Origin of the sequence: Paenibacillus humicus NBRC 102415 (assembly GCF_004000905.1) — a bacterium.
Taxonomy (GTDB): Bacteria; Bacillota; Bacilli; order Paenibacillales; family Paenibacillaceae; genus Paenibacillus_O; species Paenibacillus_O humicus.
Genome location: NZ_BIMD01000066.1, coordinates 1 through 25108, shown reverse-complemented (window position 1 = coordinate 25108; position 25108 = coordinate 1). Strand labels below are relative to the sequence as shown.

Sequence of the window (25108 nt, the reverse complement as noted above, 5' to 3'; positions counted from 1 at the left end):
GGCGGCAAGCCGCAGCGCAGGCCGACCGCCCTGCCCGGGCAGCATCGTTCCCGACGCGGCGAAGCTGACGAGCGACGGAGTGAACGACTCGCGGCGCCCGACCTTGCGCCAGCAATGCCAGCCGCCGGCAGCCTGCGGCTCCGACCGGCTCTCCCGAAGCCGGATTCCGGCCAGCAGACGCCGTTCCGGCTCCGCCGAGGAGCGGCGCTCATCGAGCCATTCATCCAGCGGCTGCTCGGCCAGACCGGCTCCGTCGTACCAGAGGAGTCCGGCTTCCAGCGCCAGCAGCGCCGGAAGCGAGTCCCCGATCGAAGAGGCGGCATTGCCGCCCAGCGTGCCGAGGTTGCGGATGCCCGGACCGCCGATCGTGCCGACAGCCTCATGCAGCAGCGGCCAGCGCTCGCGGATGGGCTTAGAACGCTTTACGGCCGCAAGCGTGGCCTGCGAGCCGACAAGGACCCCTTCGGAATCAGCCGCGATGTCCGCCAGCCCGGGGATTCCTCTCAAGTCCAGCAAATACGGCGGAAGCGCCGCCCCGTTCTCCCACTGCGTCCGCAGCAGGGATCCTCCGGCGACCGGCACGGCCGCCGCTTCCCGGCCCGCCCGGAGCAGCCAGGCTTCCTGCAGCGACATCGGCTTCAGAACCGCCGGCTGCATGCCAGGCATGGATTGAACCGCCATGTCTATTCCTCCTTCCGGCACGGAATGAACGCCGTGCCTCTTGCGGGATTCCATCGAGGCTCCGGTCTATCCGTCCCGGCCGTCCTTACAAGCGCTGCTCCCGAATGTACGGGCTGCCCAGCGCTTCGGGCGAGCCGGACGGCTTGCCGCGGTTGCGCCAGCCGAGATACATGAGCACGAGAATCGTGACGACGTACGGAATCATTTTCAGGAAATACGACGGAATTGCGGTGCCTTCCAGCTGGATGCGGAAGCCGAGCGAGTCCAGTGCCCCGAAGAAGTAGGCGCACAGCAAGGCGCGCAGCGGATTCCAGCGGGCGAAGATGATGAGCGCCACGGCGATCCAGCCTCTGCCGGCCGTCATGCCTTCGTTCCAGACCGGCGAATAAACGAGCAGCAGATCCGCTCCGGCCAGCCCGATCAGGATGGCTCCCGCCGTGACGTACAAATAGCGGGACAGCTGGACGCGGATGCCCATGACGTCCGCAGTCGCCGGATTGTCGCCCATCGCCCGCAAATGCAGCCCCCACGAGGTCCGGTGGATGAGCAGATGCAGGAGAACGGCGAGCGCGAAGCTTGCCCAGGTGAACACATCCAGATGCGCGAACAATTCGCCGAGCACCGGCACGCCGTCCAGAAAATCCAGATTCACCTTCGGCACCGGAGCCGGCATCGGCTGGCCGCTGACCGGCTTGCCGAGGTAAGCGCTGAGGCCGGTGCCGAACAGCGTCATCGCGAGGCCCGTGACGATATGGTTGGCCCGCAGCGACACCGTCATGAAGGCATGGATGAGGCCAAGCGCAGCCGAGACGCCGGCTGCCGCCAGCAGCGCCAGGCCGAGGCTACCCGTCCGCAAGTAGAGCAGGCAGGAAGTTACCGCGCCCATCAGCATGATGCCCTCGGTGCCGAGCTGGATGATGCCGGCGCGTTCGTTCAGAATTCCGCCCAGAGTCGCGATCAGCAGCGGTGTGCCGGAAGCGATGGCGGCTGCGAGCAGCATGATGAGAAAGTCCATAGGTCGATAGCCTCCCGGCGCGGTGTCAGGCGGTGCGGCGGACTCGGAACTTGGCCGCCATGTCGCCTGCGATGAGACAGAACAGGATCGCTCCTTGAATCATGGAAGAAATGGAGGAGGGCATGCCGATTGTCTGCACGCTGTAGCCGCCTACGATGAGGCCGCCAAAAAAGAATGAGGTGACGAGCAGTCCCGCCGGATGGAGCTTGGCGAGCCAGGCGACGATGATGGCGGTATAGCCGTAGCCCGGCGAGATGCCGTACATGAGCCGGTGGGCGACTCCCGACACCTCCGCCATGCCGGCGATGCCGGCGAGTCCGCCGCTGATGCCCATGACGATCAGGATGTGGCGGCGGATATTGATGCCCGCTCCCCGCGCCGCGTCGGGATTGGCTCCGATCAGCCTGAGCTCGTAGCCCCAGCGGGTATAGCGGATCATGACCGCATACAGGATGACGGCGCCCACGGCGAACAGCAGCCCGAGGTGAAGGCGGGAATCGCCGAGCACCGGCAGCGACTGGTTGTCGCCGAACATCGGCGTGCCCGGGAAGTTGAAGCCCTTGGGATCCTTCCACGGACCGAAAACGACATAATTCAGGCCGAGCAGGGCGATATAGTTCAGCATGAGGGAAGTAATGAGCTCGTTGACCTGGAAATACGTCCGCGGAATGGCGGTCAGCAGCCCCCAGAACGCTCCGGCGGCGATGCCGGCGGCCAGCATGTACGGAATCGACAGCCAGAGCGGCAAGCCCGGCGCGTAGATCGTAACCGCGGTCGCTCCCATGGCGCCTGCGAGGAACTGCCCCTCCGCGCCGATGTTCCACACGGAGATCCGATAGGCGATCGAGACGCCTAGTCCGCACAGCAGCAGCGGAATCGCTTTGACGAGCGTTTCGGCAAGTCCGAATTCGGTGCCGAAGGCCCCGCGGAACATTTTGGCGTATACGGTGACGGGGTTCATGCCGTTCGCCCCGATGAAGACGGCGCAAATGAGCAAGCCCATGAAGATAGAGACGACCGGCGTCCACCAGGGCGAGCCTTTACCCGCCGGATCGATCTCCAGCCGGAACGGAAAGCGCGGCTTATCCGTCCCCGGCGCTCCCGCGCTGCTCGAACTTCCTGGCGCGGCTTCGGCCGATCCTGCCGATCTGCCCGCCGATGCCGCCTTAATCGGAGCTGCCGGGATATAGACGATATCCCCCCCGGCGGAAGCCAGCATCTGCGCGCTCCTTGCCGGCTGCTTCTCTTGCTGCCGCTGCTCCGATGCCGATCCGCCAGTCGAAACGCCTCTCGTGTATTCCGGCATCCCTTGCCGCCTCTCCGCCAAGTCTGCTCCGCCAGTTAAGGCGCCGCTCCGGTCCTCCTGCATCGCAGCCTGCCTCTGAGCCAAGGCCGCCCCTGCGGCCGAAGCGCCGACAGCGATGAATTTCAGCTTGCTCATACCAACGCCTCCTTCTTGCCGCGGTCCGGACTGCTTACCTGCTCGGCTTCGGCTGCAGCAGCCGCTTCCCGCATTCCTGTCATGAGCATGCCGATGACCGCGCGGTCCGCTTCATCATGCTTCAGCTCCCCGATGATCCGGCCGCCGAAGAGGACGAGAATTCGGTCGGACAGCTGCAGGATCTCATCCAGATCCTCCGAGATCAGCAGCACGCCGCTGCCTGCTTCCCGCAGGTCCATGAGCATCCGATGCACGCTGTCGGCCGCGCCGACATCCAGTCCCTGCGTCGGGTGGACGGCGACGAGCAGCTTCGGCTCCCTTGCGATCTCGCGGGCGAACAGCAGCTTCTGCTGATTGCCTCCCGACAGCATCCGGACAGGGGTGTCGATGCCCGGCGTGCGGACGTCGAAGCGCTCCACCTGCTCCGCCGCCCAGCTCTTGTTGGCCCGCCCGCGCAGCAGTCCGAGACGAGAGGAGCGCTCGCTGCTCCGGTACGATTTGGCGATCAGGTTGTCCGTCAGCGCAAGGCTCCCCGCAAGGCCGCTCTTCATCCGGTTCTCCGGAATATGGGAGATTCCGGCCTCAATCGTGTCCCGCACCGAGGCGTTCCTCCATTTCTTGCCGTCGAACTCGATTTCGCCCGACTTCCACTCATGAAGCCCGTTGAGCACCTCGGCCAATTCCTTCTGGCCGTTGCCCGCGACGCCGGCAATGCCTACGATCTCGCCCCGGTTCACCGTCAGATCGAGTCCGTCCAGCGCTTGGCGCCCGCCGTGTCCGGCCGCTTTAAGCCTGCGGATGGCGAGCAGAGGCTCCGTTCCCGCCTCCCCGCGTTCCTTGCGCTCCAGCACGACTTCCTTGCCGACCATCAGACGGGCCAGCTCCCGCTCGTCCGTATCCTCCTTGGCCAGCGAGGCGATCATTCTGCCCTTGCGCATGACCGAGATGCGGTCGGCGACGCTCATGACCTCCTTCATTTTGTGCGTCGTGATGATGATCGTCTTGCCCTCGGCCCGCATCTGCCGCAGCGTCGCGAACAGCTGCTCCGCCTCGCCCGGCGTCAGCACGGAAGTCGGCTCGTCGAGAATGATGATGTCGGCGCCGCGATACAGCGTCTTGACGATCTCGACCCGCTGCTGCTCGCCGACGGACAGCTGCCAGATCGGCCGGTCCACCGGAAATCCGAGTCCGAAACGAGCGGCAAGCTCCTCGATTTCCCTTGATTTCCGCTTCAGCCAGCCGCGCCCTCTCCAGAGTGAGCCCTTTTCTCCCAGCACCATGTTCTCCGCAGCGGTCAGCGTCTGCACGAGGCGGAAGTTCTGGAACACCATGCCGATCCCGAGCTGGGAGGCTTCCTTGGGCGAGCGGATCCGAGCAGGCTTGCCGTTCAGGCAGATCTCTCCCTCGGTAGCGCGGTACACTCCGGAGAGCATGCACATCATCGTGCTTTTGCCGGCCCCGTTCTCCCCGAGCAGCGCATGGATTTCTCCCTTGGCCGCCTGGAAGTCCACATGGTCGTTGGCGGTGACGGAGCCGAACCTCTTCACGATTCCTCGCATGTCGACGGCTGGAATGGCATTCATCTCGGCAGTCCTCCTTCAGTATGAAGCGCGGGTGCAAAAACGGTTCAGACCCCTTGGGGACAAGGGATCTGAACACGCCCGCTCCGGTTCGGATGATCGGTTGTCCTTACTTCGGAATGCTTCCGTCGACGCCTTTGACGAGCCAATCCATGGCGAGAATATCGTCAAGGCTGAGCGACTTGCCTTGCTCGACCTTGGCCGCTCCGGACTGATCGGCGATCGGACCTGCGAATACGTCCAGCGTGCCGTCCAGCAGCTTGGCTTTGGCATCCTCGACCAGCTTCTTCACATCTTCCGGAATTTTAGCTCCCAGAGGGGCGAGGCCGACCATGCCGTCCTTGAGATCGCCCATGTATTGATCGCTCTTCCACGTTCCGTCCATGACGGACTTGACGACCTTCGTGTAATACGGACCCCAGTTCCAGGTCGGGTTGGTCAAATAGTTGTCCGGCGCAAACCGGCTCATGTCGGAATCGTTGCCTCCCGCGAACGCGCCGCGCTCGGCCGCCGCCTGGATTGTAGCCGGGGAATCCTGGTAGGCGAGCAGTACGTCCGCGCCTTTGTCCAGCAGGCTGACCGCCGCCTGCCGTTCCGCCGTCGGATCGTACCAGGTGTTGGACCAGATGACGCTTACTTTGGCGTCGGGGTTGACGCTTTGCGCTCCGAGGGCAAAGGCGTTCAGGTTGTAAATGACCTCCGGAATCGGGAACGCCCCGACATAGCCGATGAGGTTCTTTTTCGTCATCTTGCCGGCCGCGATGCCGGACAGGTAGCTGGCTTCATAGTTGCGTCCGAAGTAGGTGCCCATGTTGTCCGCCGTTTTATAGCCCGCCGCATGCTCGAAAATGACTTTGGGGAACTTCTTCGCCACGTTCAGCGTGTAGTCCATATAGCCGAAGCTGGTCGTAAAGATGATGTCATGGTCCTGCGCCAGCTCGGTGATGATCCGCTCGGCGTCCGCGCTTTCCGGGACGTTCTCGACGGTATCCGCCTTGATGCCGGTCTGCTCTTCCATATATTTGCGGCCATTGTCATGCTCGTAGGTCCAGCCGCCGTCTCCTGGCGGCCCGATGTAGACAAAGGCGACCCGAGGCTTCTCGATCGCCGGCTTGCCGCTCCCGCCCTCCGCCGTGCCTGTATTTGCCGCCGTACCTGCATTTGCCGCCGTGCCGGAATTCGAGCTCGAGCTGTTCCCGCATCCTGCCGTCACAAGCATAAGTGCCATCAGCATGACCGTCGCTGCTTTGAACGAAATGACCCTCTTCATCTCTTATCCTCCTTAGATCGGCTGCCTGGCTCGGGGCCGCGGCAGAGGCTTTCTGATCCCAACTATAAGATTCACGCTTTGTTTGCGTCAATTAACCTGACATACATTTGGGATCAAGGCTGGTTTGTATCGGTTTTCATTGTGCATGATGCACGAACAGGAGATGGAAATGATGCCTGTTGCCGCGCTTCGATAAAAATCGTGTCAGATAAATGTTACCTTTTCGTCGAGTGGGTTGATCCGGCCCATGATCTGCCTTCCCCCATCCAAAAAAAGACCCGAGCCTCCGAAAAGGAGATTCGAGTCTTCTGTCCCTATCGAACTTGCGCGCTCCGGTCCGCCGGCTAGCCATTCAGCCATGTCTGGGCGATCATCTCCAAATCCTCGGGAGTATCGACATCGTACAGGCTGCTCTCCGCCACATCCGCGAGCATTTCGCCCCTGAAGCCCGCGCCGGCGAACAGCTGCCGCGCCCCGCGGTCCCCTTCCAGCCTGGCCAGTGCCGAGAACATGGAGCTGCGCATGATCGCCGGCGGCATCGGTACACCTTGCAGGCCGCATGCGGCCCAGTCGAGCTCCGGATGCCCATGCAGGACATCCGCCAGCCTGGCCAGCAGCCCGGCGTCGACGAGCGGCTGGTCGGCGAGAACGACCAGCACCGCATCCGGCGGCTCGCCGCCGGCGCCGTCAGCGGCCGCCGCCAGGCCGCAGCGCAAGGAATGGGCCATGCCAAGGGAAGCATCGCGGCAGGGCACGACTTCCACCGCCGTCTTGCCGGCCGCTTCGCCGGACGCACCCGGCAGCCAGGAGCAGTCGTCGTCCTCCCGCACGACGACAAGCAGGCGCTGCAGCCCCGCGCCCGCCATCGCCCGAACGGCTGAAGCGCCCAGCGGCGTTCCATCCGGCAGCAGCTGCCGCAGCTTCGGGGCTCCCATCCGGCGGCTGAAGCCCGCGGCCAGACAGATTCCCGTTATTTTCAGCGGACGACTCATGTCCTTCCCGGCTTAATCGGGCAGGCGAAGCCGGCTTCGCCTCCGGCAGCTCCGAGTCGACCCGCCTCCCGGTCTCGAGGAAGAGGGACAAGCGAACGCCGCGGACGTATGGGAGTCCTTGCTGCGGGCTTCTCCTCCCGCGCGGCCAGCCGCCGCACGGCGATCAGCTCGGCGACGACGCTGACCGCGATTTCTTCCGGACCGTCCGCCCCGATGTCGAGACCGACCGGCGCGTAGACGGGAGCAGCGGGCAGAAGGCCGTCAAGCAGCGCCGCCACCCGCCTGCGGGAACCCAGAATCCCGATATATCGCAGCGGGCAGGGAGCGAGCAGCTCCAGCATCGCCCGATCCCGCTGAAGCTGATGGCTGCAGATGAACGCATAATCGGCAGGACCGACGTTCAGCTTCCGCACAATGGAGTCCGCCGTTCCGAGCGCCAGCTGCGCTCCCGGAAACCGCTCCGCCGTGCATAGCTCTTCCCGCCAGTCGGCCACGGCAAGGCGGAACCCTGCCGCTTCCGCCAGCCGCGCAACCGGAAGCGAATCGGCTCCGGCCCCGAAGACGATCAGGCGAGGGCGGGCATGAATCGGAAAGGAATAGATGCCGGCTCCGTCGTTCTCGACACCGCCGGAAAAGCTCGATGCTTCAAGCAGCCGGTATTCGATCGCCCGTCCTGCCGAGCCCAGCACTCGCTCCAAATGCACGGCGGTCTCGCCGTCATGAGCCGCAGCCTTTCGGATGCAGGAGGCCAGCTCCCCTTCCACCCTTTCCAGGAGGACCGTCACCGTTCCGCCGCAGCCGATCGCCTCGCCCCACAGCAAGTCGTCGGGCGATTCCATTTCGTACCGCACCGTTGCCCAAGCCGGCTCGGGGGGCGGAGAGCCCATATCCAGCAAAGCCTCGGCCCTCGCCTCGAGATCGGCTTCCAGGCAGCCGGGGCTGAGGCTGCCGCGCTTCCAGCCGCCGCGGCCCAGCAGCATGCAGGCTCCCGGCTTGCGGTAGGAATGTCCATTTACCTCCACAATCGTCGCCAGGACGGCCGGCCGCTCGCCATCCCAGGATGAAAACACCCGATGCGCATCCATGAGCATCCCTCCTTATCGTCCTGCCCGACGGCCGTTCCACGCGGAACGCTCGCGGTTGATCCCCTCTTTATTTCCTTCCGGCCGTTCGCAGCGCCGCAGCCGGCTCCTCCGCTTTCGCCGACATGCCTCGCAGCTGGAAAGCCAGCTTCAGCCGCAGCAGATCGTCCGTCTTCTTGAGATCGACCTCCAGCAGCTCGCTGATCTTATCCATCCGGTAGGAAGCCGTATTCCGGTGGATGTAGAGCTTCTTGGCCGTCTCGCTCAGCTGGCCGTCGTTGTCGAGGTAAACCTCCAGCGTCCGCAGCATCTCCTGCCTGTATTCCGGCTCTTTGCGCAGCAATCCCCCCAGCACCCGGTCGCAAAAGGCCGCCATCCTCTCTTTCGGGCAATGCTCGAACAGATAGGCGAGCTCCAGCTTCCGGTAGGGCACGACCGGATCCGGCACTCCCCATTCGGCGGCGAGCCGCAGCGTCTCCTTGAGCTCCATCCACGCCGAAGCGAGAGACTGCTCTCCGCTCCTGCGCCCGCCTATGGCCGCTCTTGCGACACAGCCGGCCGACTTGCGCAGATTGCCGGAGCATGACGCGAGATGCTCCGCCAGCTCATCGGCTCCGGCTCCATCGGGAAACAGCGACAGGACGCCCTCCTCCATATCCAGATGAAGGGCTCCTAGTGCCGACAGGACGGGATGGCTCCCGTATTCCTGGCGGATCCTCTCCATTCTGGCGCTGCGCCCCGCAGCGTCGGAAGTGCCGCCCGGCGAGGTCAGAACCGGGATGTACGCTCCTTTCAGCACGGAATTGCCGGAGCTCTCTCCGTAGGCGGCGAGCTCGGCGGGAGGCAATGCGCCGGCAAGACAGGCCCGGATCTGGTCCTCGTACTGCCTGCTGCGATTGTCCGCGGACTGAATTCGCGCTTCCATCTGATAGGCGATCAGCTCCGCCGCCTGATGGAACAGCCCTTCCTCCAGCGTCGTGAAGAGAGGCTCGCTCGTGACAAAGCAGGCGTATCCCGCCGGCTTCGCTCCGCTGAGGAGAGGCACGCGGTAGCATTGCCAGCCTTCCCCCTTCACCCAGGGATGCCGCCCCGTCCATGGCCATGCCCGCAGAAGGCTCTCTTCCGGCACGCCGCTGTTGTTGAACAGAGCTCTTCCTTCCGCGCTGACGACCGCGAGAGGATAGCCGACAACGCCGCTGATTTCCTCGAACAGCTGGAGAATGGGATCGCTTTGGAGGGCGAAGCGCATGAGCCGCTTCTGCTTTTCCATCGCGGCCTGCAGAGCTTTTGTGCTCCGCTGCATTTCGGCTCTGTAGAGCCCGTTCATTTGATCGGAGAAAGTGAATTCGTACGGAAGCTGAATGAGGGGAAAGCCAAGCTTGTCGGCCATGAGGATAAGCGCAGGAGGGATCTGCTCCCAGAATCGGCCCAGCTTGATGCCGAGTCCGGAAGAGCCTCTGCGGTTCAGCTGCTCCAGCAGCCCCGCTCCGCCCTGAGGGTCGTCCTTGATCAGATAGCCTGTCGTGAACAGCATCTCGCCGTCCTTGATCCAGTCCCAGATATCGGGAGCGTCCATGACATTGACGGATTTGACGATGCGGTTTTTCCCGGCTGCTCCCGCAACGAGCTTTCCTTCCGACAGGGGATAGACGGACAGCGCAGCTTCGACGGTCAAATGCATTGAGGTTCCTCCTCGCGCTGGCTTGATCTTTCTTTATGTTAGTTTATCTACCATTATAAATTGAGATCATCCATCCAACAATCCTTTTTTGTTTATCCCACCGTCGTCTCTCTATATATCTAACATAAAACTCACATGAATGAATGATAACTTTCCTTTTGCTCTTTCCTTTGCCCTTTCAACTTTCTTTTCCTTTCAACTTTCTTTCCCTTTCCCCTTCGGCTTTTCCCTTTTCCTTGCGGTTCTCTTGCCTTGAACTCCAGACTTTCGCTCATCGCGAAATTTCGGGTATAGCCGCAGAGCATGGCCAGCTATAGCTTATAAGCCTTAGTCTATATCCGAGCAATCATGTTATGTTTCGTTTAAGGCAAGATCAGGAACGCCGCACATTTATTTTCGGGAGGATACGGAATGAACGCGATCAGCAGCAGCTTGGGCTACCCCAACATCGGGAACAAGCGGGAATGGAAGCAAGCGCTGGAGGCATTTTGGGCCGGCAAAATCGAAGAGGGAGAATTTCTTTCCCGCATGGAAGAAATCCGGATCGGCCGCCTGCGCCGCCAATCGGAGGCAGGAATCGGTCTCGTGCCGGTAGGCGACTTCACTTTCTACGACCGGGTGCTCGACACGTCGGCCATGTTCGGCCTTATTCCGGCACGCTTCGGCTATCAAGACGGCCCTGTGACGAACGATCTGTATTTTGCCATGGCCCGCGGCCGAAAAGACGCTACCGCTTGCGAGATGACAAAGTGGTTCAATACAAACTATCACTATATTGTCCCCGAGCTTCAGCATGCGGAAGCCAAGCTGGTGCGCAACTACCCGCTTGAGGCTTATCTCGAAGCGAAGGAAAAGCTCGGCCTGCAAGCCAAGCCGGTGCTGATCGGTCCCTTCACTTTCCTCAAGCTGTCCAAAGGCTACACGGCCGGCGAGTTCGACGGCTGGATCGCCAAGCTGGTCCCTCTCTATGGCCGCGTGCTCGCGGAGCTTCGCGATGCCGGGGCCGAATGGGTGCAGATCGACGAGCCGTCCGTCACGGGCGAGCTCGAAGCGGCGGATTGGAAGCGGCTGGAGACCATCTACAGCCAGCTCGCCGCCGCCGCTCCGGAGCTGAAGCTGATGCTCCAAACCTACTTCGATGCTCCTGCCGACTATGCCGCTCTTACCGCGCTTCCGGTCGCCGGCATCGGCCTGGACTTCGTCCATGACCGCGGCGTCAATCTGCAAGCTCTCCTCTCCGGCGGCTATCCGTCCGGACGCGTACTCGGAGCGGGCATCATCGACGGACGCGGCATCTGGAGAACCGATCTGGCCAAGGCGCTGGCGCTCGTGGAGAAGATCGCTTCCGTGGTCCCTGCCGATCGTCTCCATATCCAGCCTTCGTGCAGCCTGCTGCATGTGCCCGTCAGCCTCAGCGGCGAAACCGGCCTTCCGAAAGGCCTGCGGGGAGCTCTCGCCGGCGCGGATGAAAAGCTGGAGGAGCTGACGCTTCTGACCGCTGCAGCCGCCTTCGGCACCGCCGGGCTTGGCGATCCGCAGCTTGCCGGCGCAGAGCGCATCCGGGACGGCCTGGCCGCCAACCGCGCGGCGCTCGAAGCTCTCGAAGCCCTGCCGGAGCGCCATAACGCCGCCGTGCGCGAAGAAGCGAAGCGGCTTGCGGCTGCACGCACGTTCCGTTCCAGCAGCTTCTCCGACCGCCGGCCGGTCCAGCAGAAGAAATGGCAGCTGCCCTTCCTGCCCACGACGACGATCGGCAGCTTCCCGCAGACGGCCGAAGTCCGTTCCGCCCGGGCGCGCTGGCGCAAAGGCGAGCTGCCTGATGATGCCTATGAGGCCTTCATCCGCGAAGAAATCGCCAAGTGGATCTCTGTGCAGGAGAACATCGGCATCGACGTGCTCGTTCACGGCGAATTCGAGCGTACGGACATGGTCGAATTTTTCGGCGAGAAGCTGGAAGGCTTCGCTTTCACCCGGGGCGGTTGGGTCCAATCGTACGGCTCCCGCTGCGTGAAGCCGCCCGTCATCTACGGCGATGTCCAGCTGACGAAGCCGATGACGGTCAAGGAAACCGTCTACGCCCAGTCTCTGACGAGCCATCCGGTCAAAGGCATGCTTACGGGTCCGGTTACGATTCTCAATTGGTCGTTTGTCCGCCACGACTTGCCGCGCACGGAGGTCGCCTTCCAGATCGCCCTGGCGCTGCGCAAGGAAGTCGAAGCTCTGGAATCGGCAGGCATCGGCATGATTCAGGTGGATGAGCCCGCCCTGCGCGAAGGCCTTCCTCTGAAGAAAAGCCTTTGGCCGGAAGAGCTCGAAGCGGCCGTGGACGCTTTCCGCCTCGTCACGACGGGAGTCCAGGACGAAACGCAGATCCATACGCATATGTGCTACTGCGAATTCTCGGATATCATCGACACGATCCGCGATCTCGACGCCGACGTCATCTCGATCGAAACGTCGCGCTCGCATGGAGAGCTCATCCACAGCTTCGAGGAGAACACGTACGGCAAGGGAATCGGACTCGGCGTCTACGACATCCATAGCCCTCGGGTTCCTTCCACGGAAGAGATGATCGCCATGATCGAGCGCTCGCTCCGCAACCTTGATCCGGAGCTGTTCTGGATCAATCCGGATTGCGGCCTCAAAACGCGGGGACGCGAGGAAACGGAAGCTTCGCTTGCCCATATGGTGGCCGCCGCCCGTGAAGTTCGCGCTCGCCGCTCCGCAATACAACAGGCATAATCACCCATTTTTGGTTGGGCAGTCATGCTTTCCGCTCCAAATAAAGAAGCTCTTTTCCATTCTCCGCTAGCAGAGAAGGAAAAAAGCTTCTTTTTTGTTCTCAATTCGAATAAGTTAAAATCGGTAATTCAAAAATAAATTTTACGAATGTTGATATAAATAGTGCAAATTTCCCGATTTCTTTCCGATATAAGAGTTAATTAGGTCAATGGACTTACATATACAGGAGAGGGAGTTTGCTATGAGCATTACCAGCACGTATGACAAAGCCACGCATCGGATTCAAAGCAATCTGGAAACGCTGATCCGCCAGTATTTCATCGATGAATCGACCAACACGCTTCTCCCCATCCGGTCCTACACCGAGCTGAGCAGCGAAACCAAACGCCTGTACAAACCACTCACCAAAGGCGCTCTCGCCCGCCTGGCCGGGGTTCGCCCCAATGTCATCACCGAAATCTGCCATCTGCAGCGCGGAACGCTCAACATCTACCATCTCAGTTCCATCGCGGAAGCGCTTAAGATCAAGGATATCAATGAAATCATCGAGCTGAAATAACATTCACGCCCCCCCAAAAAAGCTCCAAGCCGTTGCTTGCAATCGGCTTGGAGCTTTTTTGGGTTTGTCCATCCACGTACAGCACAGCCGCAGCCTATGGAGCTGCTGCCGCTGCTTTTTCGGACAGTAGCCCCTTCCGTATGGAGGCAGTCTGCTCTGCTTGAGGCTTTTCCTGCTTCGCTGCCATTGGAGACTCAAGCAACAAAGACGGTTCCGGCGAGTCGGGCCGCATTCGTGCATAAAAAAACTGCCCTCAAGCTCATGCGCTTGGGGGCAGCTGGCAGGCAGCTTGAACGCAGCTTCAAAACCTGCCGGTCCGTGTTTAGAAATTGAAGGTAAAGTCCTCATCGCGAAGCGGCTCCACGTTGAGGGTCCGCACATAGCCGTTGCCCTTCTTGGAGAAGAAGTCATGCTGCTTCGTGCGGGTGCTGATGCCGTTGAACACGATCGGATTGACATCCTCTTCCTCGAAGAGCGGCTCGAGGCCGAGGTTCATCATCGCTTTGTTGGCGTTGTAGCGGACAAAGGTCTTGACCTCGTCCTGAAGTCCGATGCCGCTGTACAGCTCATCCGTGTAGCGGTCCTCGTTCTCGTGCAGCGTCGTCAGGAGAGTCCGCAGCTCCTGCAGCGTCTCCGCCTGCTCCTGCTCGCTGAGGGAGGCATGGACCTCCTGGGCCAGCACGCCGACGTAGAGGCCATGAATGCTCTCGTCGCGCAGAATCAGATCGATGATCTCGCCGCTGCTCGTCATCTTGCCTTGACCGGCCAGATAGAGCGGATAGAAGAAGCCGCTGTAGAACAGGTAGCTCTCCAGCAGGACCGATGCCGCCATAGCCATATACAGCGAGCGAGGCGAGTCGATGTTGCGGTAGTAAGCCGAGATGACCGAGGCTTTCTTCTGCAGCAAAGGATGCTTCTCCACCCATTTGAATACCGCGTCGATCTCTTCCGTGGAAGCCAGCGTCGTGAAGATGCTGCTGTAGGACTTCGCATGGATCTGCTCCATCATGCCCATGAATCCGAGCACCGCCTTGCGCTGAAGGCCGTCTACATGCTCCACGAGGCTCGGCATGCCGACTCCTCCCTGAACGGTATCGAGCAGGGTGAGGCCTCCGAGCACCTTCATGTAGGTGTCTCTCTCCTGGTCGTTCAGGTACATCCAGCTCATTTTGTCGTCGGAGAGCGGAATTTCCTCGTCCGTCCAGAACTGCATGAGGTTCTGGCTCCAGAAGGTTGCGGTGTAGTCGTCGTCCGGACGGTTCCAGTTGACGGCGCGCAGCGGAGCGGAAGCGGCTGCTTCCGTGTTCAGGCCAGAGGCAGAAGGCGTATCCTGCGTAGCGAGATCGATCGGTTTCATGGGGTTTCCTCCTTGTATATCGCGGCTCGGCGGCCCTAATTAACGAGAGCCGCATCAATGCGGCTCTCGGTGATGGTCATGGAAAGATCAAACGGCGCAGCTGACGCACTCTTCCACCCCAAGGCGGTTTGTGCGGGTATAGTAGAGCGACTTGAGCCCTTTGTGCGCTGCATACAGGTAGTAGCGGGCAAGCTCGCGCGTCGTTACGCTGCTGTTGACGTGAAGCACGGCGGAGATGCCCTGGTCGATATGCTCCTGGATCTCGGCGATCAGATCGATGACCTTGAACTGATCCATCGCATAGGCGGATTTGTAATAGAAGAAATTGTCCAGAGACAGGAACGGCATCGGATAGTAGGTCGTCGAGTTCGCGTAGGTGCGGGTCTCGATCGGCTCTACGATCGGCATGACGCTGGAAGTCGCATTTTGCACGTACGAGATGCTCTGCGTCGGCGCGATCGCCAGACGGTAGGCATGGTACAGGCCTTGGCGCGCTACCTTCTCCTTGAGCTCCGCCCAGTCTGCCGGGGACGGAATCGCTATTCCCTCGAACAGCTCCTTGACGCGGGCCGTTGTCGGACGGTAGTCGGTAGCGAGGTACCGGTCGAAGTATGTGCCCTTCGCATATTCGGAACGCTCGTAGTCGCGGAAGCGCTCGTTCTTCTCCGCGGCGATGTCGGAGCTCTTCTCGATGGAATAGAAATTCATCATCATGAAGAACGTGCGGACGAAGTCTTTGGCTTCCGGGCTTTCGTAGGCGATCTTGTTCTTCGCCAGATACCCGTGCAGGTTCATCGCGCCGAGGCCGACCGAGTGCATTTCTTCGTTGGCCTTCACGACGCCCGGCGCATTGGAGACGCGGGTCATGTCGCTGACGGAAGTCAGGCCGGCCATTCCCTCGTGCACCGTTTCGCGGATTTTGCGGTGCTGCATCACGTTGGCGATGTTCATCGAAGCCAGGTTGCAGCTGATGTCGCGGCGGATCGTGTCCGCTTCGCCGAAGTCGCCGATCTCGGACGTCTCCTGCAGCTGGTAAATCTCCGTGCACAGGTTGGACATCTTGATGGAGCCGATATCCTTCAGAGCATGGTTACGGTTCGCGTTGCTCTTGTTCATAATATACGGATAGCCGGATTCCAGCTGGATCGTGGCGATCTTCACGAGCATGTCGCGGGCGCTCATGATCAGCTTCTTTTTGACGGCCGGGTTGGCCATCAGCTCGTCGTACATCTCATCCATGTCGAGATCGTCGAGATGGGAGCCGTAAGCCTTGAAGACGGAATACGGGGCGAAAGCATGCAGCGGCTTGTTCTCTTCGGCCAGCTTATAGAACTTGTTCGGCACGATCAGGCCGATCGACAGCGTCTTCAGGCGGGTTTTCTCGTCGGCGTTGATCTTCTTGCTGTCGAGGAACTCCATGATGTCCCAACCGAAGATGTTGTAGTAGGCCGCTCCCGATCCTTTGCGCTGGCCCATCTGATCGGCATAGGAGAAGGCATCCTCCATCAGCTTGAGCACCGGCATGATGCCCTTCGCCGCGCCCTCCACGCCTTTGATCGGCTCGCCGCGTCCGCGCAGCTTGGACAGGTTGACGGCGACGCCGCCGCCGATCTTCGACAGCTGCATGCAGGTCGAGAGGTTGTAGTTGATGGAGTTCAAGGAATCGTCCATCTCCAGCAGGAAGCAGCTGACCATCTCGCCGCGGCGGCTCTTGCCGGCGTTGAGGAAGGTCGGAGTCGCCGGCTGCAGGCGCTGCTCCATCATGGATACCGCCAGCGACTTGGCCAGCTCCGCGTCGCCGCGGCCCAGATGCAGAGCCGTGACCGCTACCCGGTCCGGATAATGCTCCAGGAACTGCGAGCGGTCGTTGCTGCGCATCGCGTAGTCCGTGTAGAACTTGGAGGCCGCCATATAGGAAGGGAATTCGAACTCCAGGCTGTGCGCCAGCTCGAATACGGCAACCGCTTCTTCTTCCGTATAATGGTTGTACAGATTCTCGTAATAGTCGTTCGCGATCAGATAATCGATCTTGTCCTTATGGCTTGCGAAGACAGGGCTCTTGGCCCGCGCTTCTTCCATGAATGCCGCTACGGCCTCCCGATCCTTCTCCAGCTTGAAGAATCCGTCCGCTCCGCGCTTCATAATCTCGTTGTTCAGCTCAATATGCCGCAAGGGGCTGCACCTCCCGCATGAATTGTTCGACGTCCCGCGTCGTGCCCGATAGCTCGAATTTGCAAATGACCGGCACCTCGTATTGCTCGGACAGCATATCCGCGCTGCCCGCGAAGTTGGGTCCCCAGTTGCGGTTGCCGCTGGCCGACACGCCTCGAAGATAGGAACCGCTGCGCTGCAGGAACGCATCCACGGCAGGCGGCACCTGGCCGAAGCCGGTCGTATAGGTCACGAGGACGAACGGCTCCTCCAAGGTTGTGGAATCGTCGATTTTCACGGCCGGGAATCCCAGCTTGCTGACGAATCTCTTCACATTGCCGGTACGCGAGGCGTAAGCGATCAGCATGGCGGTTCACTCCTTCAAAAAAATGTGTGGCAACTAGATGTTGTGTCTCGAACCGGAACGGGGTATAAGGAGCCCGCGCTGCCGATTACTGTCGAAAAGACAATAAAAAGGACCTGCTTGGAGGTTGTTGCTCTTGCTGCCGCTCCATCAGGCTGTGTCCGGTGTGTATGGTCGTGTTGTCTGATCCTGTCTGTGTCTGGCCGCGGAAGCTGCCTTCCGCAAGCAAATCGCTCGGCCCGGACTCCCGTTCGGGGCGGCGGCCGAAACGCTGCCGATGGCCCTCTCCGCAGCATGGCCCGGGGTGGCCGGGCCATGCTGCGGAGTATCCGGAAGAAGCATATATTGGGTCTTGACAGCTTGTCCGCTTCATGCTTCAAACTGCTATATGTAGGTCTAGGTGTTAAATTTAACACCATATATTGTGGCTGTCAAGCCGTTGACACGTATATACCCTTATGCCGGCGAATTGAAAACACCACCCCGAAAATGGACTTATTCACAGCTGTTGATAAGAACCGAAAGAGCCCTGGGAAAGTGTCCCCGGGCTCTTGTTCAGGTAATTATCCACAAGATTCTGCACGCTTAGACAGGAAGATCGGGCTTGTCGGACGGAGAATTTTTTTTGCTTTCTCCCCTCCATTTCCGAACCCTCGGGCTCTTGGCCGCCCGGCTGGCCAGGAAGACGATGCCGAGAACGGCGAGAAAGATAAAATACGACAAGATCAGCACCCGAAGATCCGCATCGGGAAAAATCAGCGAAGAGCTGATGATGCCGAACATCCATATATGGGATAGGTTTCCGACGAGGGACGACCACAGATAGGGGCCGAATTTGACCGGGGCGACGGCAGACATGAACGAAATCAGGTTGTTCGGCATGATGGGAATCGTACGAAGCAGGATGACCAGCCAGGCTCCGTATTGATCCAGGCTGCCCTGCCACCGCTCGTAGCGGTCCATCCGCGCCTGGAAGCGCCGCTGGACCTTGCCGTAGAAGAAAAAGCGGAACAGCAAGTACACGACGAGCGCGGATACCGTGCCGGCGACCCAGCTCGCCGCGAGTCCTCCTGCAATGCCCAGGATGGAGATATGCAGCATGATGATCGTGGCGAAGGGAAAGACGCCGAACAGTCCTTGGATAATAGCTAGGGGGATCGTCAGAAGCAGGATATACGGCCCATCCAGGCCGCTGGCCGTGACCAGGGCGTCTATCCACCCGTTCAATCGATCGAACATGCTCTCACCGCTTCTTTATCGAATTAAGGGGTCCTTTAATATAGTACTTAACATTTTACGTTATGACACGCGCAAAAACAAAGTCATCCTCTGGCAAGCATGGCAGTCTGAAGACCGGCTTTCCATAGCGTGCCATGATTGCGCTTCCATCGTTGGAGACGATGGCCGACATCGGAAAGTGTGCCGAATCCCCCTCTCGGAATGATGATACGCTGAATCTATTCCGGATGGCGTTCTCGCCCTGCGAGGGGGAAAAGTAAATGTTGTCGCATGAATATTTTGCGGATACACTAGCGAAACAGAAGAAAATGGAAATCAGCACCATGCTGGACAGGGAGCTGCTTGCGGCCCAAGCATGCCCGCAGAGCAGGAGCAGGCTCCGCCGCCTGCTGGCCTTCGCCGCGAACATGCTTCCGGCGCTCGGCAGAACGGCGCAGAAGAAGAACCCCAATTGAAACGGCGGTGTCAGGATGGAGCTCAATTATTTGCGCACGTTTATCGAGGTGGCACGATGCAACAGCTTCACCAAGGCCGCGGAGCAGCTGGGCTATGCCCAGTCCAGCGTCACGCAGCAGATCCAGAAGCTGGAGCTGGAGTACAACGCCAGCCTGTTCGAGCGCTACGGCAGGCATATGAAGCTCACCTCCGCGGGAGAGCAGCTGTTCGACCGTTTCGTGGAAATTCTCGCCTTGTACGACAGCTCCAAGGAGCTCGTATCCGGACAGATGAAGGGCAGCCTCGTCATCGGCACCATTGAGTCCATGATCGCCTATTTCCTCCCCCCTGTCATCCAGAAGTTCCGGCGCGCCTATCCGGACATCACCATTCAAGTTCGGCCGGTTGTCGAAGAATGCATCATCCCGAAGGTTCGATACGGCGACCTGGATATCGGATTGTTCCTCGGCAAGCCGGTAAGCGAAGACGGCCTTCATACCGCCGTCCTGAGAGAGGAGCCGCTTGTGTTCGTAGCGGAACCCTGCCACCCCATCTTCCAGGACGCGGAGCGCGGGCTGGCCTGCTTCGAGAACTTCTCGTACGTCGCCACCGAGCAAGGCTGTGTCTACCGTTCCGCCTTCGAGGCGCTGCTGGCGCGGCACGGGATCGAGTATCGGATCCATCATGAGTTCGGCAGCCTCGAAGCGATCAAGCAGTGCGTCGGATTCGGTCTCGGCGTCGGCCTGCTGCCCCGCATCACGGTAGAGCGCGAGCTTGCGCTCGGCATCCTCAAGGAACTTCCGTTCAGCCATCCCGACATCTCCATGTCCAACCAGTATCTGTATCATAAGCGCAAATGGCTCAACCCCGCTTTGCAGCATTTCATCAAGCTGCTTGAGGCCGCGATCTCCCGAGAGGCAGGAGCTCCCGAGGACGAGGCGGTCCTTCATTGAGCTCTGCCGTCGCGGAGATCTCAGAAGCGGGAGAGCAGCGCAAAAAGACAAGAATCGGGAATTCCCCGCATCCTTGTCTTTTTTGTGTCCCGTGCATACCTGCCTTTGGAACGCGATCAACCGATTGCCGGCTCCGCTTCGATAACCAGCCATTCCGGACTCCGGAAGACTGGTCGGCGCTGCATGACGATTAAGGATGGCTCAACGCCGCTTCAGCTGCCGTCAACGTGGCCAGATTCGTAACCTGGCCCTTTTGCTCCTCGTTCAAAAGATCATAGGCAGCCCGTGCGATTTCAACGAAGTAAGCTTCCGAATTGAAGACGGATATTTGCTTGATTAGAGTGATGACTACTTTAGGCGTCACATGAATGGCGACCGGATAATCATTGAAGTTGAATCCGATGGGGTTCAACTTCTCGTCGTACATGACAACGATTTTCGTGATTGTTCTCTTGCGGGCGTCGGAATTATAGGTAACGATACCGCGAGAACTATCGACATCAGAATAGAAGACGTCTTGAACGGCCGTTTGTACCGTTATTCCTTGACCTTCAAAAGGACTCTGGATATACGAAACATAACGGACATTCATGCCCATAGCAGCGGGATTTGCCTTTAATCCAGTAGCTGAAACGAATGAAAATCCCACATTTTGCATCATTTCCAGGTCTCCATTGGGATTGTCGGTCGCAATCAGGAATTGGTTTCCAGGAATGAAATTCAAGGGAGTGAAGTCATACTTCGCTTCTATTCTCGGGGATTCGGCTTGCCCATCCTTGGCAATCGAAACCCAAATGCTTCCTTTCTCCCCTTGGAGATCCCTGTTCCAAAGCTTTGTCGAGAACGCTCTTATATCGCTGTATCCTCTTCCTTGAACAAGCGGCTCAACCGCTTCCGGGCTTGAATAAACCTTTACCACCGTATCTGCCCCAGCGCCGATGACGGAAAAATATCCAGCAGCCGTAAAGCCAAGCCGGTAAGATGGAGCGAGCAGGAAGGAATAACTAATGAGATCACCCGTCTTCGAACTTACATCAAATCGAACCGTACTCATGAATCTGCTGTCGAAATTAAATTCAAAGGATCCATTGTTGAGCTTTGCTTTTACCTGCTTGTCCTGAACCATGCCTTCCGTTTGAGCATGGATGGAAACTTTTTCTGCATTAAAGTCAAAATTGAACTTTACGGAAGTCGCCGAGCCTGCTATCCCGCCCGAAGCGACATATACCTGTGTCATCGGATCAAAAGGCTTATCGAGCGTCATTCCTTCCACAGTCAAGCCTTTGATGACGTCGCCTATCTGTTCAGGCTGTTTCAGCCTGGCTATCGCAGCTTCGGCGGAGAGCAGGTCCGCCGAATTCGTCACCAAAGCCTGCTCCGCTTGACTGAGCCTGTTGTAAGCGGCTCGGGCGTCGATGACCAAGCTCTCGAAATCCAATGTCACAGGCACCGGAATCCGTTTGATCATCTCGCGGACAACAGCCGGATTGACTGCCGTCTTGACATGCAGCGGAACAACGGCAAAGCCTACCACATGATAGGAAGCATCGTAGAAAAAGACCTTGAAGTACGTATCAAAATCGCTCGGAGCGTATCCCCAGTCCCAATAAATCTCCGTGAAAGGAGTATTAATTTTTCGGAGGGCGCCATCCGTCGCCAAATAGCGTTTGCCCTCCTCGCGGGTGGCATGCTGCCCGGGATCGGCTCTCCAGCTGCCGGCTGCCGCGTAGACAGCACCCGCAACGCCGAGAGGCTGTCCGTCAAAGCTCAACCGGATGGAATAGTTGCCGTCAAGATGTCTGTCTTTCATTTCCGCATCGGTCAATTGAGAGGCCGTCAGACCAGCGGCGGAGTTCGGCTCCAAAGGATAGAAATTGTAGGAGCAAGCCTCCTTCTCCCCCCCATTGAGGCTCAGCCAGACCGTTCCTTCCATGCTGGTGCTTGCCCTTAGAGAAACGGAATCGTTAGTGGCCACTTGTGCATCGTATGCCGTCTCATCCGATTTATTCAGGAACAGGCTTACGCGATCGCCTGCTTTAAGCCCACTGATGTCGAATAAGCCCGGACTGACGGTCGTCTTCTCCGCAAGCGTACGCTCGTAGGTAACGAGAATTGTATAGCCTCCAAGGCTCTCTCCGTCCAGACCAGCCATGCCGACATAGACATAATTGGCTTGGCGCGCAGCTTGAACATAAGTGAACGAGCCGTTTTTCAGAGCCGCCTTGGGAGCTACCTCTTCTCCATATACCGTCTGAACTTCTACGCTCACCTTCAGATCGCCGGAAGCGGCGGCGTTCACTTGCAGCGGTCCGGCTGCATAGCTAAGAGGAAGGACGACCTTGTACTCATGCTCTTTCGGATCGAATCCTGTCTTGCCGCTGTCTCCCCACCAAGCAAGGGGATAACCGCTGATGGACAAGGAAGAAAGAGCGGCCTGCTGTCCGGGAAACCATGGCGGCGGAGTTGTCGTCGGCTGGACGGTCGGCGCCACCGTTGGCGGAGGGCTCAGCGTTGGCGCTATAGTCGGCGCTGGCGTCAGTGTAGGTGCGACGGACGGTGTCGCCGTAGGTGCTGGACTCAGGCTCGGCGCAACAGTCGCCGTCGGCGTTGGGCTCGGCGTCGGCGCAACAGTCGCCGTAGGCGCTGGCGTCGCTGAGGGCACCGGGACCGGGAAGAAGCCTCCCCCGCCGACGATCGGCGCGCTGCTCGGCGATGGGGTTGGGACACCGGCTCCGCTCAAGGCTTGAGGCGCCGTCTCGAACTTGGACGCCGAAGCTCCCGTTCCAAGCAGGGCTTCCTTGATAACGCCTGTTCCACTCGCTTCAATAGGAGCATCCAGAACAAGCTTGCGGACCGTCGTCCCGGCGCTCAGTTCAAGAAGCGAGCCTGCCGTAGTCGAACGGAAGGTCAGCTCATCCAGAACGGTGCCGCCGCTTGCGGCGATCCGTACCGGAGAGCCCTTCTTCTCGACGAAGACGCGGAAAAGCGTTCCGTTCTGGATATGGACGGAGTGAAGGCCGCCTCCGCGCACATACGTCGTTCCCTTGACGGCGACTCCGGCAAGGAAGACGTCGCCCTCGCCGATGCCCTCGCCAAGGACAAGGTCTCCTTCGACAACGGTATTCCGGATCGTGACGCCGGGGGCCGTGACCGACACGTCTCCTTTGAGCGTGCGCGATCCCGCCAGCGGACCGTAGACGCCTTCGCTGCTGTAGAGCGTGCCTTTTGCCGCCTCGGCAGCCTGCGCGGCTTTGCCGATCGCGACGATGGCTTCAGCTCTCGTCAGATGGCCTCCAGGACGGAACGTGCCATCCTTGTAGCCGTTCAGCACGCCTTGAGATACGAGAGACGCGACTGCCGCCCGGCTCCAGGAAGCCAGCTTGTCCGCATCCGCGAATGCCGCCGGAGCTTCCGCGCCGCCTTTGCTGCCGGATGCGCTCGCCAGCATGACCGCCGCTTCCTGGCGAGTGACCTTGGCGGACGGACGGAACGTGCCGTCCTCATAACCGCCCGCATAACCGGCGTAAACGGCTGTCGCCACCGTGGAATATTCCCAGCTGCCCGGCTTGATATCCTTGAAACCGGCTGCCAAAGCGCCCTGAAGGCCGAACGCCCGGTTGATCAGAGCGGCGAGCTCGCTGCGCTTGACCGGATCGTTGGGATGCACGCTTCCGTCGTCATACCCTTTCAGCTTGCCTTCCGCCAGCCATTTTTCCAGCTCGCTCTGGGCCCAGTGCCCCTGGATATCGCTCGCCCTCGAAGCCGAAGGCGCCGATGCCGCGGCTGTCGTGCCGGCGCTTGTCCCGCTGGCGAATCCGCTCGATGGAGCTGCGATCGTCGCAGCGAGCAAGCCCGATAGTCCTGCAGCCACAATTCTGATGCCGATTCTCTTGTTCCCCACCCATATTCCTCCATATAATCCACATAAAAACGATTCCAAGGTAGGTTATACCATCCATTGAACATCCTGGCAATTGAAATCTTTCGCTTGCCGAATCCGTGTTCCCAGTCCTTTTTCAAGTCCTTTTTTAAGTCCTGATTTATCCCCTTTTCCCCATTAATTCTACAGCTGGTTCTCATTTCGCCGTGTGGGATTGCCGCCCTTCTCATTCCGCCATGCGGGATTCACTCAGCCTCATGCATGCGTATGCCTCCTCGAACAATTGCGCTAAAACAAAAAAAAAGACCGCCCCAGTCATTGTCATGACGGTAGGGCAGTCTCTTTAGTTCATAATTCATTACGAAAGGATCAGACCGGCACGGCCGGCTCCTGCACCGCGTCGATGCTTGATTTCTTGCGGCCGGATATACCGAAGTAAAGAGCGGTCAAGGCAAGCGCGATCGCCGCATAGATGCCCAGGCAACCCATTTGCGAGTAAATGACCGACGAGTCGCCGCTGCCGATCGCCGCTCTGAGCCCCGTGATGCTGTGGGACATCGGCAGCCATGGATTCACGGCCTGCATCCATTCAGGCAGCAGTTCCTTGGGGAAGGTGCCCGCGCTCGAGGTGAGCTGCAGAATCATCAGCATAACGACCAGATAGCGGCCGACTTGATCGCCCCAGGTGACGAGAGCCTGAACGATGAGCGTAAAGGTCAGGCTGGCGGCAAAAACGAGGGCGACGAACAAAGGCTTATCCGCGATCGTCAGCTTGAGTCCGTACATCAGGATCAGCGTCGCTACGACCGACTGGCTGATGCTCATGAGCACATACACCGATGTGCGGCTCATGAAGCGTCCGAGCCTGCCCGCGCTCTCCTGGAACGAATGGCGCGATGAAATGACGGTCGTGAAGAACAGCGCTCCGACGAACAGCGCCATCGAGATGAAGTACGGGGCGATGCCGACGCCGTACAGCTCGATTTTGCGCGAGCCGTCTTCTTTGATTTGGACGGGATCGGCGAACATATCTACCGTCTGCTGCCCGTCCTTGATGTCGGAAGTTTTGTCGGCGCCTTCCTTCAGCTTGGTCTGCAGCTCTCCCGAGCCGTCGATCAGCTTGGTCGTGCCGTCCTTCAGCTCGCCCGCGCCATTTTCCAGCTTGACGGTTCCGTCCGCGACGGAACCGACGCCGCCGGCCAGCTGGCCGAGGCCGCCCGCAAGCTGCGAGGCGCCGCTGCTGAGATCCTTCGCTCCGCTCGCCAGCTTGGTTCCGCCGGATACAGCGTCGCCGAGCTTGCTATTGAACTGCTGCAGTCCCGTCTGCAGCTGGCCGGTGCCGGCTTGCAGCTGCTGCGCTCCGGCGAGCAGCTGCTTCTGAGCGGCGCTGAGCGAGGTGCTTCCTGCCAGCAGCTGCTGCTGGGCTCCGTTCAGCGACTTGCCGCCGTCAAGCAATTGCTGCTGGCTGGCAGCCAGCTGCTGGCCGCCTGCGGTCAGCTGCTTCTGAGCCGCGCTCAGCTGGCTGCTGCCCTGCGCGACCTGCTGCGTCGCGGCGAGCAGCTGCTTCACCTGCTCGTTGTCCGCGAGCTCGGGATTCGCCTTGACGAGCTGCTCCCAGCCAGCCGCGACCTGCTCGGCTCCGCCGGCCACCTTGGCGCCGGCTTCCTCGGCCGAGGCCAGCGAATC

18 protein-coding genes are annotated in these 25108 nt (G+C 59.9%); 4 read left to right on the top strand and 14 right to left on the bottom strand.

The window, feature by feature from the left end; translation table 11 throughout:
- The 8 genes from PHU01S_RS23715 to PHU01S_RS23680 all read right to left on the bottom strand — a co-directional run.
- Window positions 1-681: FAD binding domain-containing protein (locus tag PHU01S_RS23715; RefSeq protein WP_164763177.1), on the bottom strand; the 681-nt coding region annotated here is incomplete at its 3' end.
- An 85-nt stretch (window positions 682-766) separates the two neighbouring features.
- Entirely contained in the window at window positions 767-1696 is a 930-nt protein-coding gene (locus PHU01S_RS23710) for an ABC transporter permease (protein WP_048748252.1), read from the bottom strand.
- A 25-nt stretch (window positions 1697-1721) separates the two neighbouring features.
- Window positions 1722-3137, bottom strand: a complete 1416-nt coding sequence (locus PHU01S_RS23705; protein WP_246029329.1) for an ABC transporter permease — start codon at window positions 3135-3137, stop codon at window positions 1722-1724.
- Window positions 3134-4720 carry an ABC transporter ATP-binding protein gene (locus PHU01S_RS23700; protein WP_127510226.1) on the bottom strand — a complete coding sequence of 529 codons (1587 nt, stop codon included), beginning with the start codon at window positions 4718-4720 and terminating at the stop codon, window positions 3134-3136. Before PHU01S_RS23700 ends, PHU01S_RS23705 begins: the two co-directional genes overlap by 4 nt.
- A gap of 106 nt (window positions 4721-4826) precedes the next feature.
- The gene (locus PHU01S_RS23695) at window positions 4827-5987 is read right to left on the bottom strand and encodes a BMP family ABC transporter substrate-binding protein (protein ID WP_164763176.1); all 1161 of its coding nucleotides are present in this window, start codon (window positions 5985-5987) and stop codon (window positions 4827-4829) included.
- A 344-nt stretch (window positions 5988-6331) separates the two neighbouring features.
- Complete coding sequence (locus PHU01S_RS23690) at window positions 6332-6979, bottom strand: nucleotidyltransferase family protein (RefSeq protein WP_127510224.1); 648 nt, start codon at window positions 6977-6979, stop codon at window positions 6332-6334.
- A complete protein-coding gene (locus PHU01S_RS23685; protein ID WP_164763175.1) occupies window positions 6976-8064 on the bottom strand; it encodes an XdhC family protein in 1089 nt (362 codons plus the stop codon). Before PHU01S_RS23685 ends, PHU01S_RS23690 begins: the two co-directional genes overlap by 4 nt.
- A 67-nt stretch (window positions 8065-8131) precedes the next feature.
- Window positions 8132-9742, bottom strand: a complete 1611-nt coding sequence (locus tag PHU01S_RS23680) for a PucR family transcriptional regulator (RefSeq protein WP_127510220.1) — start codon at window positions 9740-9742, stop codon at window positions 8132-8134.
- 411 nt (window positions 9743-10153) lie between these two features.
- On the opposite strand from PHU01S_RS23680, the gene metE reads away from it, so the two are divergent.
- Both metE and PHU01S_RS26785 read left to right on the top strand, forming a co-directional pair.
- Window positions 10154-12484, top strand: a complete 2331-nt coding sequence (gene metE, locus PHU01S_RS23675; protein ID WP_127510218.1) for a 5-methyltetrahydropteroyltriglutamate--homocysteine S-methyltransferase — start codon at window positions 10154-10156, stop codon at window positions 12482-12484.
- 241 nt (window positions 12485-12725) lie between these two features.
- A complete protein-coding gene (locus tag PHU01S_RS26785) occupies window positions 12726-13043 on the top strand; it encodes a hypothetical protein (protein WP_021880059.1) in 318 nt (105 codons plus the stop codon).
- A gap of 322 nt (window positions 13044-13365) precedes the next feature.
- On the opposite strand, the gene nrdF is transcribed toward PHU01S_RS26785, so the two are convergent.
- The 4 genes from nrdF to PHU01S_RS23650 form a co-directional block, all read right to left on the bottom strand.
- The gene (gene nrdF / locus PHU01S_RS23665; protein WP_048747196.1) at window positions 13366-14322 is read right to left on the bottom strand and encodes a class 1b ribonucleoside-diphosphate reductase subunit beta; all 957 of its coding nucleotides are present in this window, start codon (window positions 14320-14322) and stop codon (window positions 13366-13368) included.
- A gap of 165 nt (window positions 14323-14487) precedes the next feature.
- Window positions 14488-16572, bottom strand: coding sequence for a class 1b ribonucleoside-diphosphate reductase subunit alpha (gene nrdE / locus PHU01S_RS23660; RefSeq protein ID WP_048747170.1), 2085 nt, complete (start codon window positions 16570-16572; stop codon window positions 14488-14490).
- Window positions 16559-16918: a class Ib ribonucleoside-diphosphate reductase assembly flavoprotein NrdI gene (gene nrdI / locus PHU01S_RS23655; RefSeq protein WP_048747172.1), complete on the bottom strand. Its 360-nt coding sequence runs from the start codon at window positions 16916-16918 to the stop codon at window positions 16559-16561. The genes nrdE and nrdI overlap by 14 nt, the downstream gene beginning before the upstream one ends.
- A gap of 582 nt (window positions 16919-17500) precedes the next feature.
- On the bottom strand, window positions 17501-18154 hold the full coding sequence (locus PHU01S_RS23650) for a TVP38/TMEM64 family protein (protein WP_021880065.1): 654 nt from the start codon (window positions 18152-18154) through the stop codon (window positions 17501-17503).
- A gap of 260 nt (window positions 18155-18414) precedes the next feature.
- Here PHU01S_RS23650 and PHU01S_RS23645 point away from each other — a divergent pair, with 260 nt between their 5' ends.
- Window positions 18415-18609 carry a hypothetical protein gene (locus PHU01S_RS23645; RefSeq protein WP_021880067.1) on the top strand — a complete coding sequence of 65 codons (195 nt, stop codon included), beginning with the start codon at window positions 18415-18417 and terminating at the stop codon, window positions 18607-18609.
- Between the two features lie 15 nt (window positions 18610-18624).
- Window positions 18625-19542 (top strand): LysR family transcriptional regulator, encoded by a 918-nt coding sequence (locus PHU01S_RS23640; protein ID WP_049868015.1) that lies wholly within the window; start codon window positions 18625-18627, stop codon window positions 19540-19542.
- A 190-nt stretch (window positions 19543-19732) separates the two neighbouring features.
- On the opposite strand, the gene PHU01S_RS23635 is transcribed toward PHU01S_RS23640, so the two are convergent.
- Together PHU01S_RS23635 and PHU01S_RS23630 are read right to left on the bottom strand one after the other, a co-directional pair.
- The gene (locus PHU01S_RS23635) at window positions 19733-23443 is read right to left on the bottom strand and encodes an S-layer homology domain-containing protein (RefSeq protein ID WP_164763174.1); all 3711 of its coding nucleotides are present in this window, start codon (window positions 23441-23443) and stop codon (window positions 19733-19735) included.
- Between the two features lie 348 nt (window positions 23444-23791).
- Window positions 23792-25108: YhgE/Pip family protein (locus tag PHU01S_RS23630; RefSeq protein ID WP_164763173.1), on the bottom strand; the 1317-nt coding region annotated here is incomplete at its 5' end.

Excerpts from the sequence above, each read along its gene's own strand:
- PHU01S_RS23650 (WP_021880065.1), bottom strand. The coding sequence starts at position 18,154 with ATGTTCGATCGATTGAACGGGTGGATAGACGCCCTGGTCACGGCCAGC.
- PHU01S_RS23700 (WP_127510226.1), bottom strand. The coding sequence starts at position 4,720 with ATGAATGCCATTCCAGCCGTCGACATGCGAGGAATCGTGAAGAGGTTC.
- nrdI (WP_048747172.1), bottom strand. The coding sequence starts at position 16,918 with ATGCTGATCGCTTACGCCTCGCGTACCGGCAATGTGAAGAGATTCGTC.
- PHU01S_RS23685 (WP_164763175.1), bottom strand. The coding sequence starts at position 8,064 with ATGGATGCGCATCGGGTGTTTTCATCCTGGGATGGCGAGCGGCCGGCC.
- PHU01S_RS23640 (WP_049868015.1), top strand. The coding sequence starts at position 18,625 with ATGGAGCTCAATTATTTGCGCACGTTTATCGAGGTGGCACGATGCAAC.
- metE (WP_127510218.1), top strand. The coding sequence starts at position 10,154 with ATGAACGCGATCAGCAGCAGCTTGGGCTACCCCAACATCGGGAACAAG.
- PHU01S_RS23690 (WP_127510224.1), bottom strand. The coding sequence starts at position 6,979 with ATGAGTCGTCCGCTGAAAATAACGGGAATCTGTCTGGCCGCGGGCTTC.
- PHU01S_RS23710 (WP_048748252.1), bottom strand. The coding sequence starts at position 1,696 with ATGGACTTTCTCATCATGCTGCTCGCAGCCGCCATCGCTTCCGGCACA.
- PHU01S_RS23680 (WP_127510220.1), bottom strand. The coding sequence starts at position 9,742 with ATGCATTTGACCGTCGAAGCTGCGCTGTCCGTCTATCCCCTGTCGGAA.
- PHU01S_RS23695 (WP_164763176.1), bottom strand. The coding sequence starts at position 5,987 with ATGAAGAGGGTCATTTCGTTCAAAGCAGCGACGGTCATGCTGATGGCA.
- PHU01S_RS26785 (WP_021880059.1), top strand. The coding sequence starts at position 12,726 with ATGAGCATTACCAGCACGTATGACAAAGCCACGCATCGGATTCAAAGC.
- PHU01S_RS23705 (WP_246029329.1), bottom strand. The coding sequence starts at position 3,137 with ATGAGCAAGCTGAAATTCATCGCTGTCGGCGCTTCGGCCGCAGGGGCG.
- PHU01S_RS23645 (WP_021880067.1), top strand. The coding sequence starts at position 18,415 with ATGTTGTCGCATGAATATTTTGCGGATACACTAGCGAAACAGAAGAAA.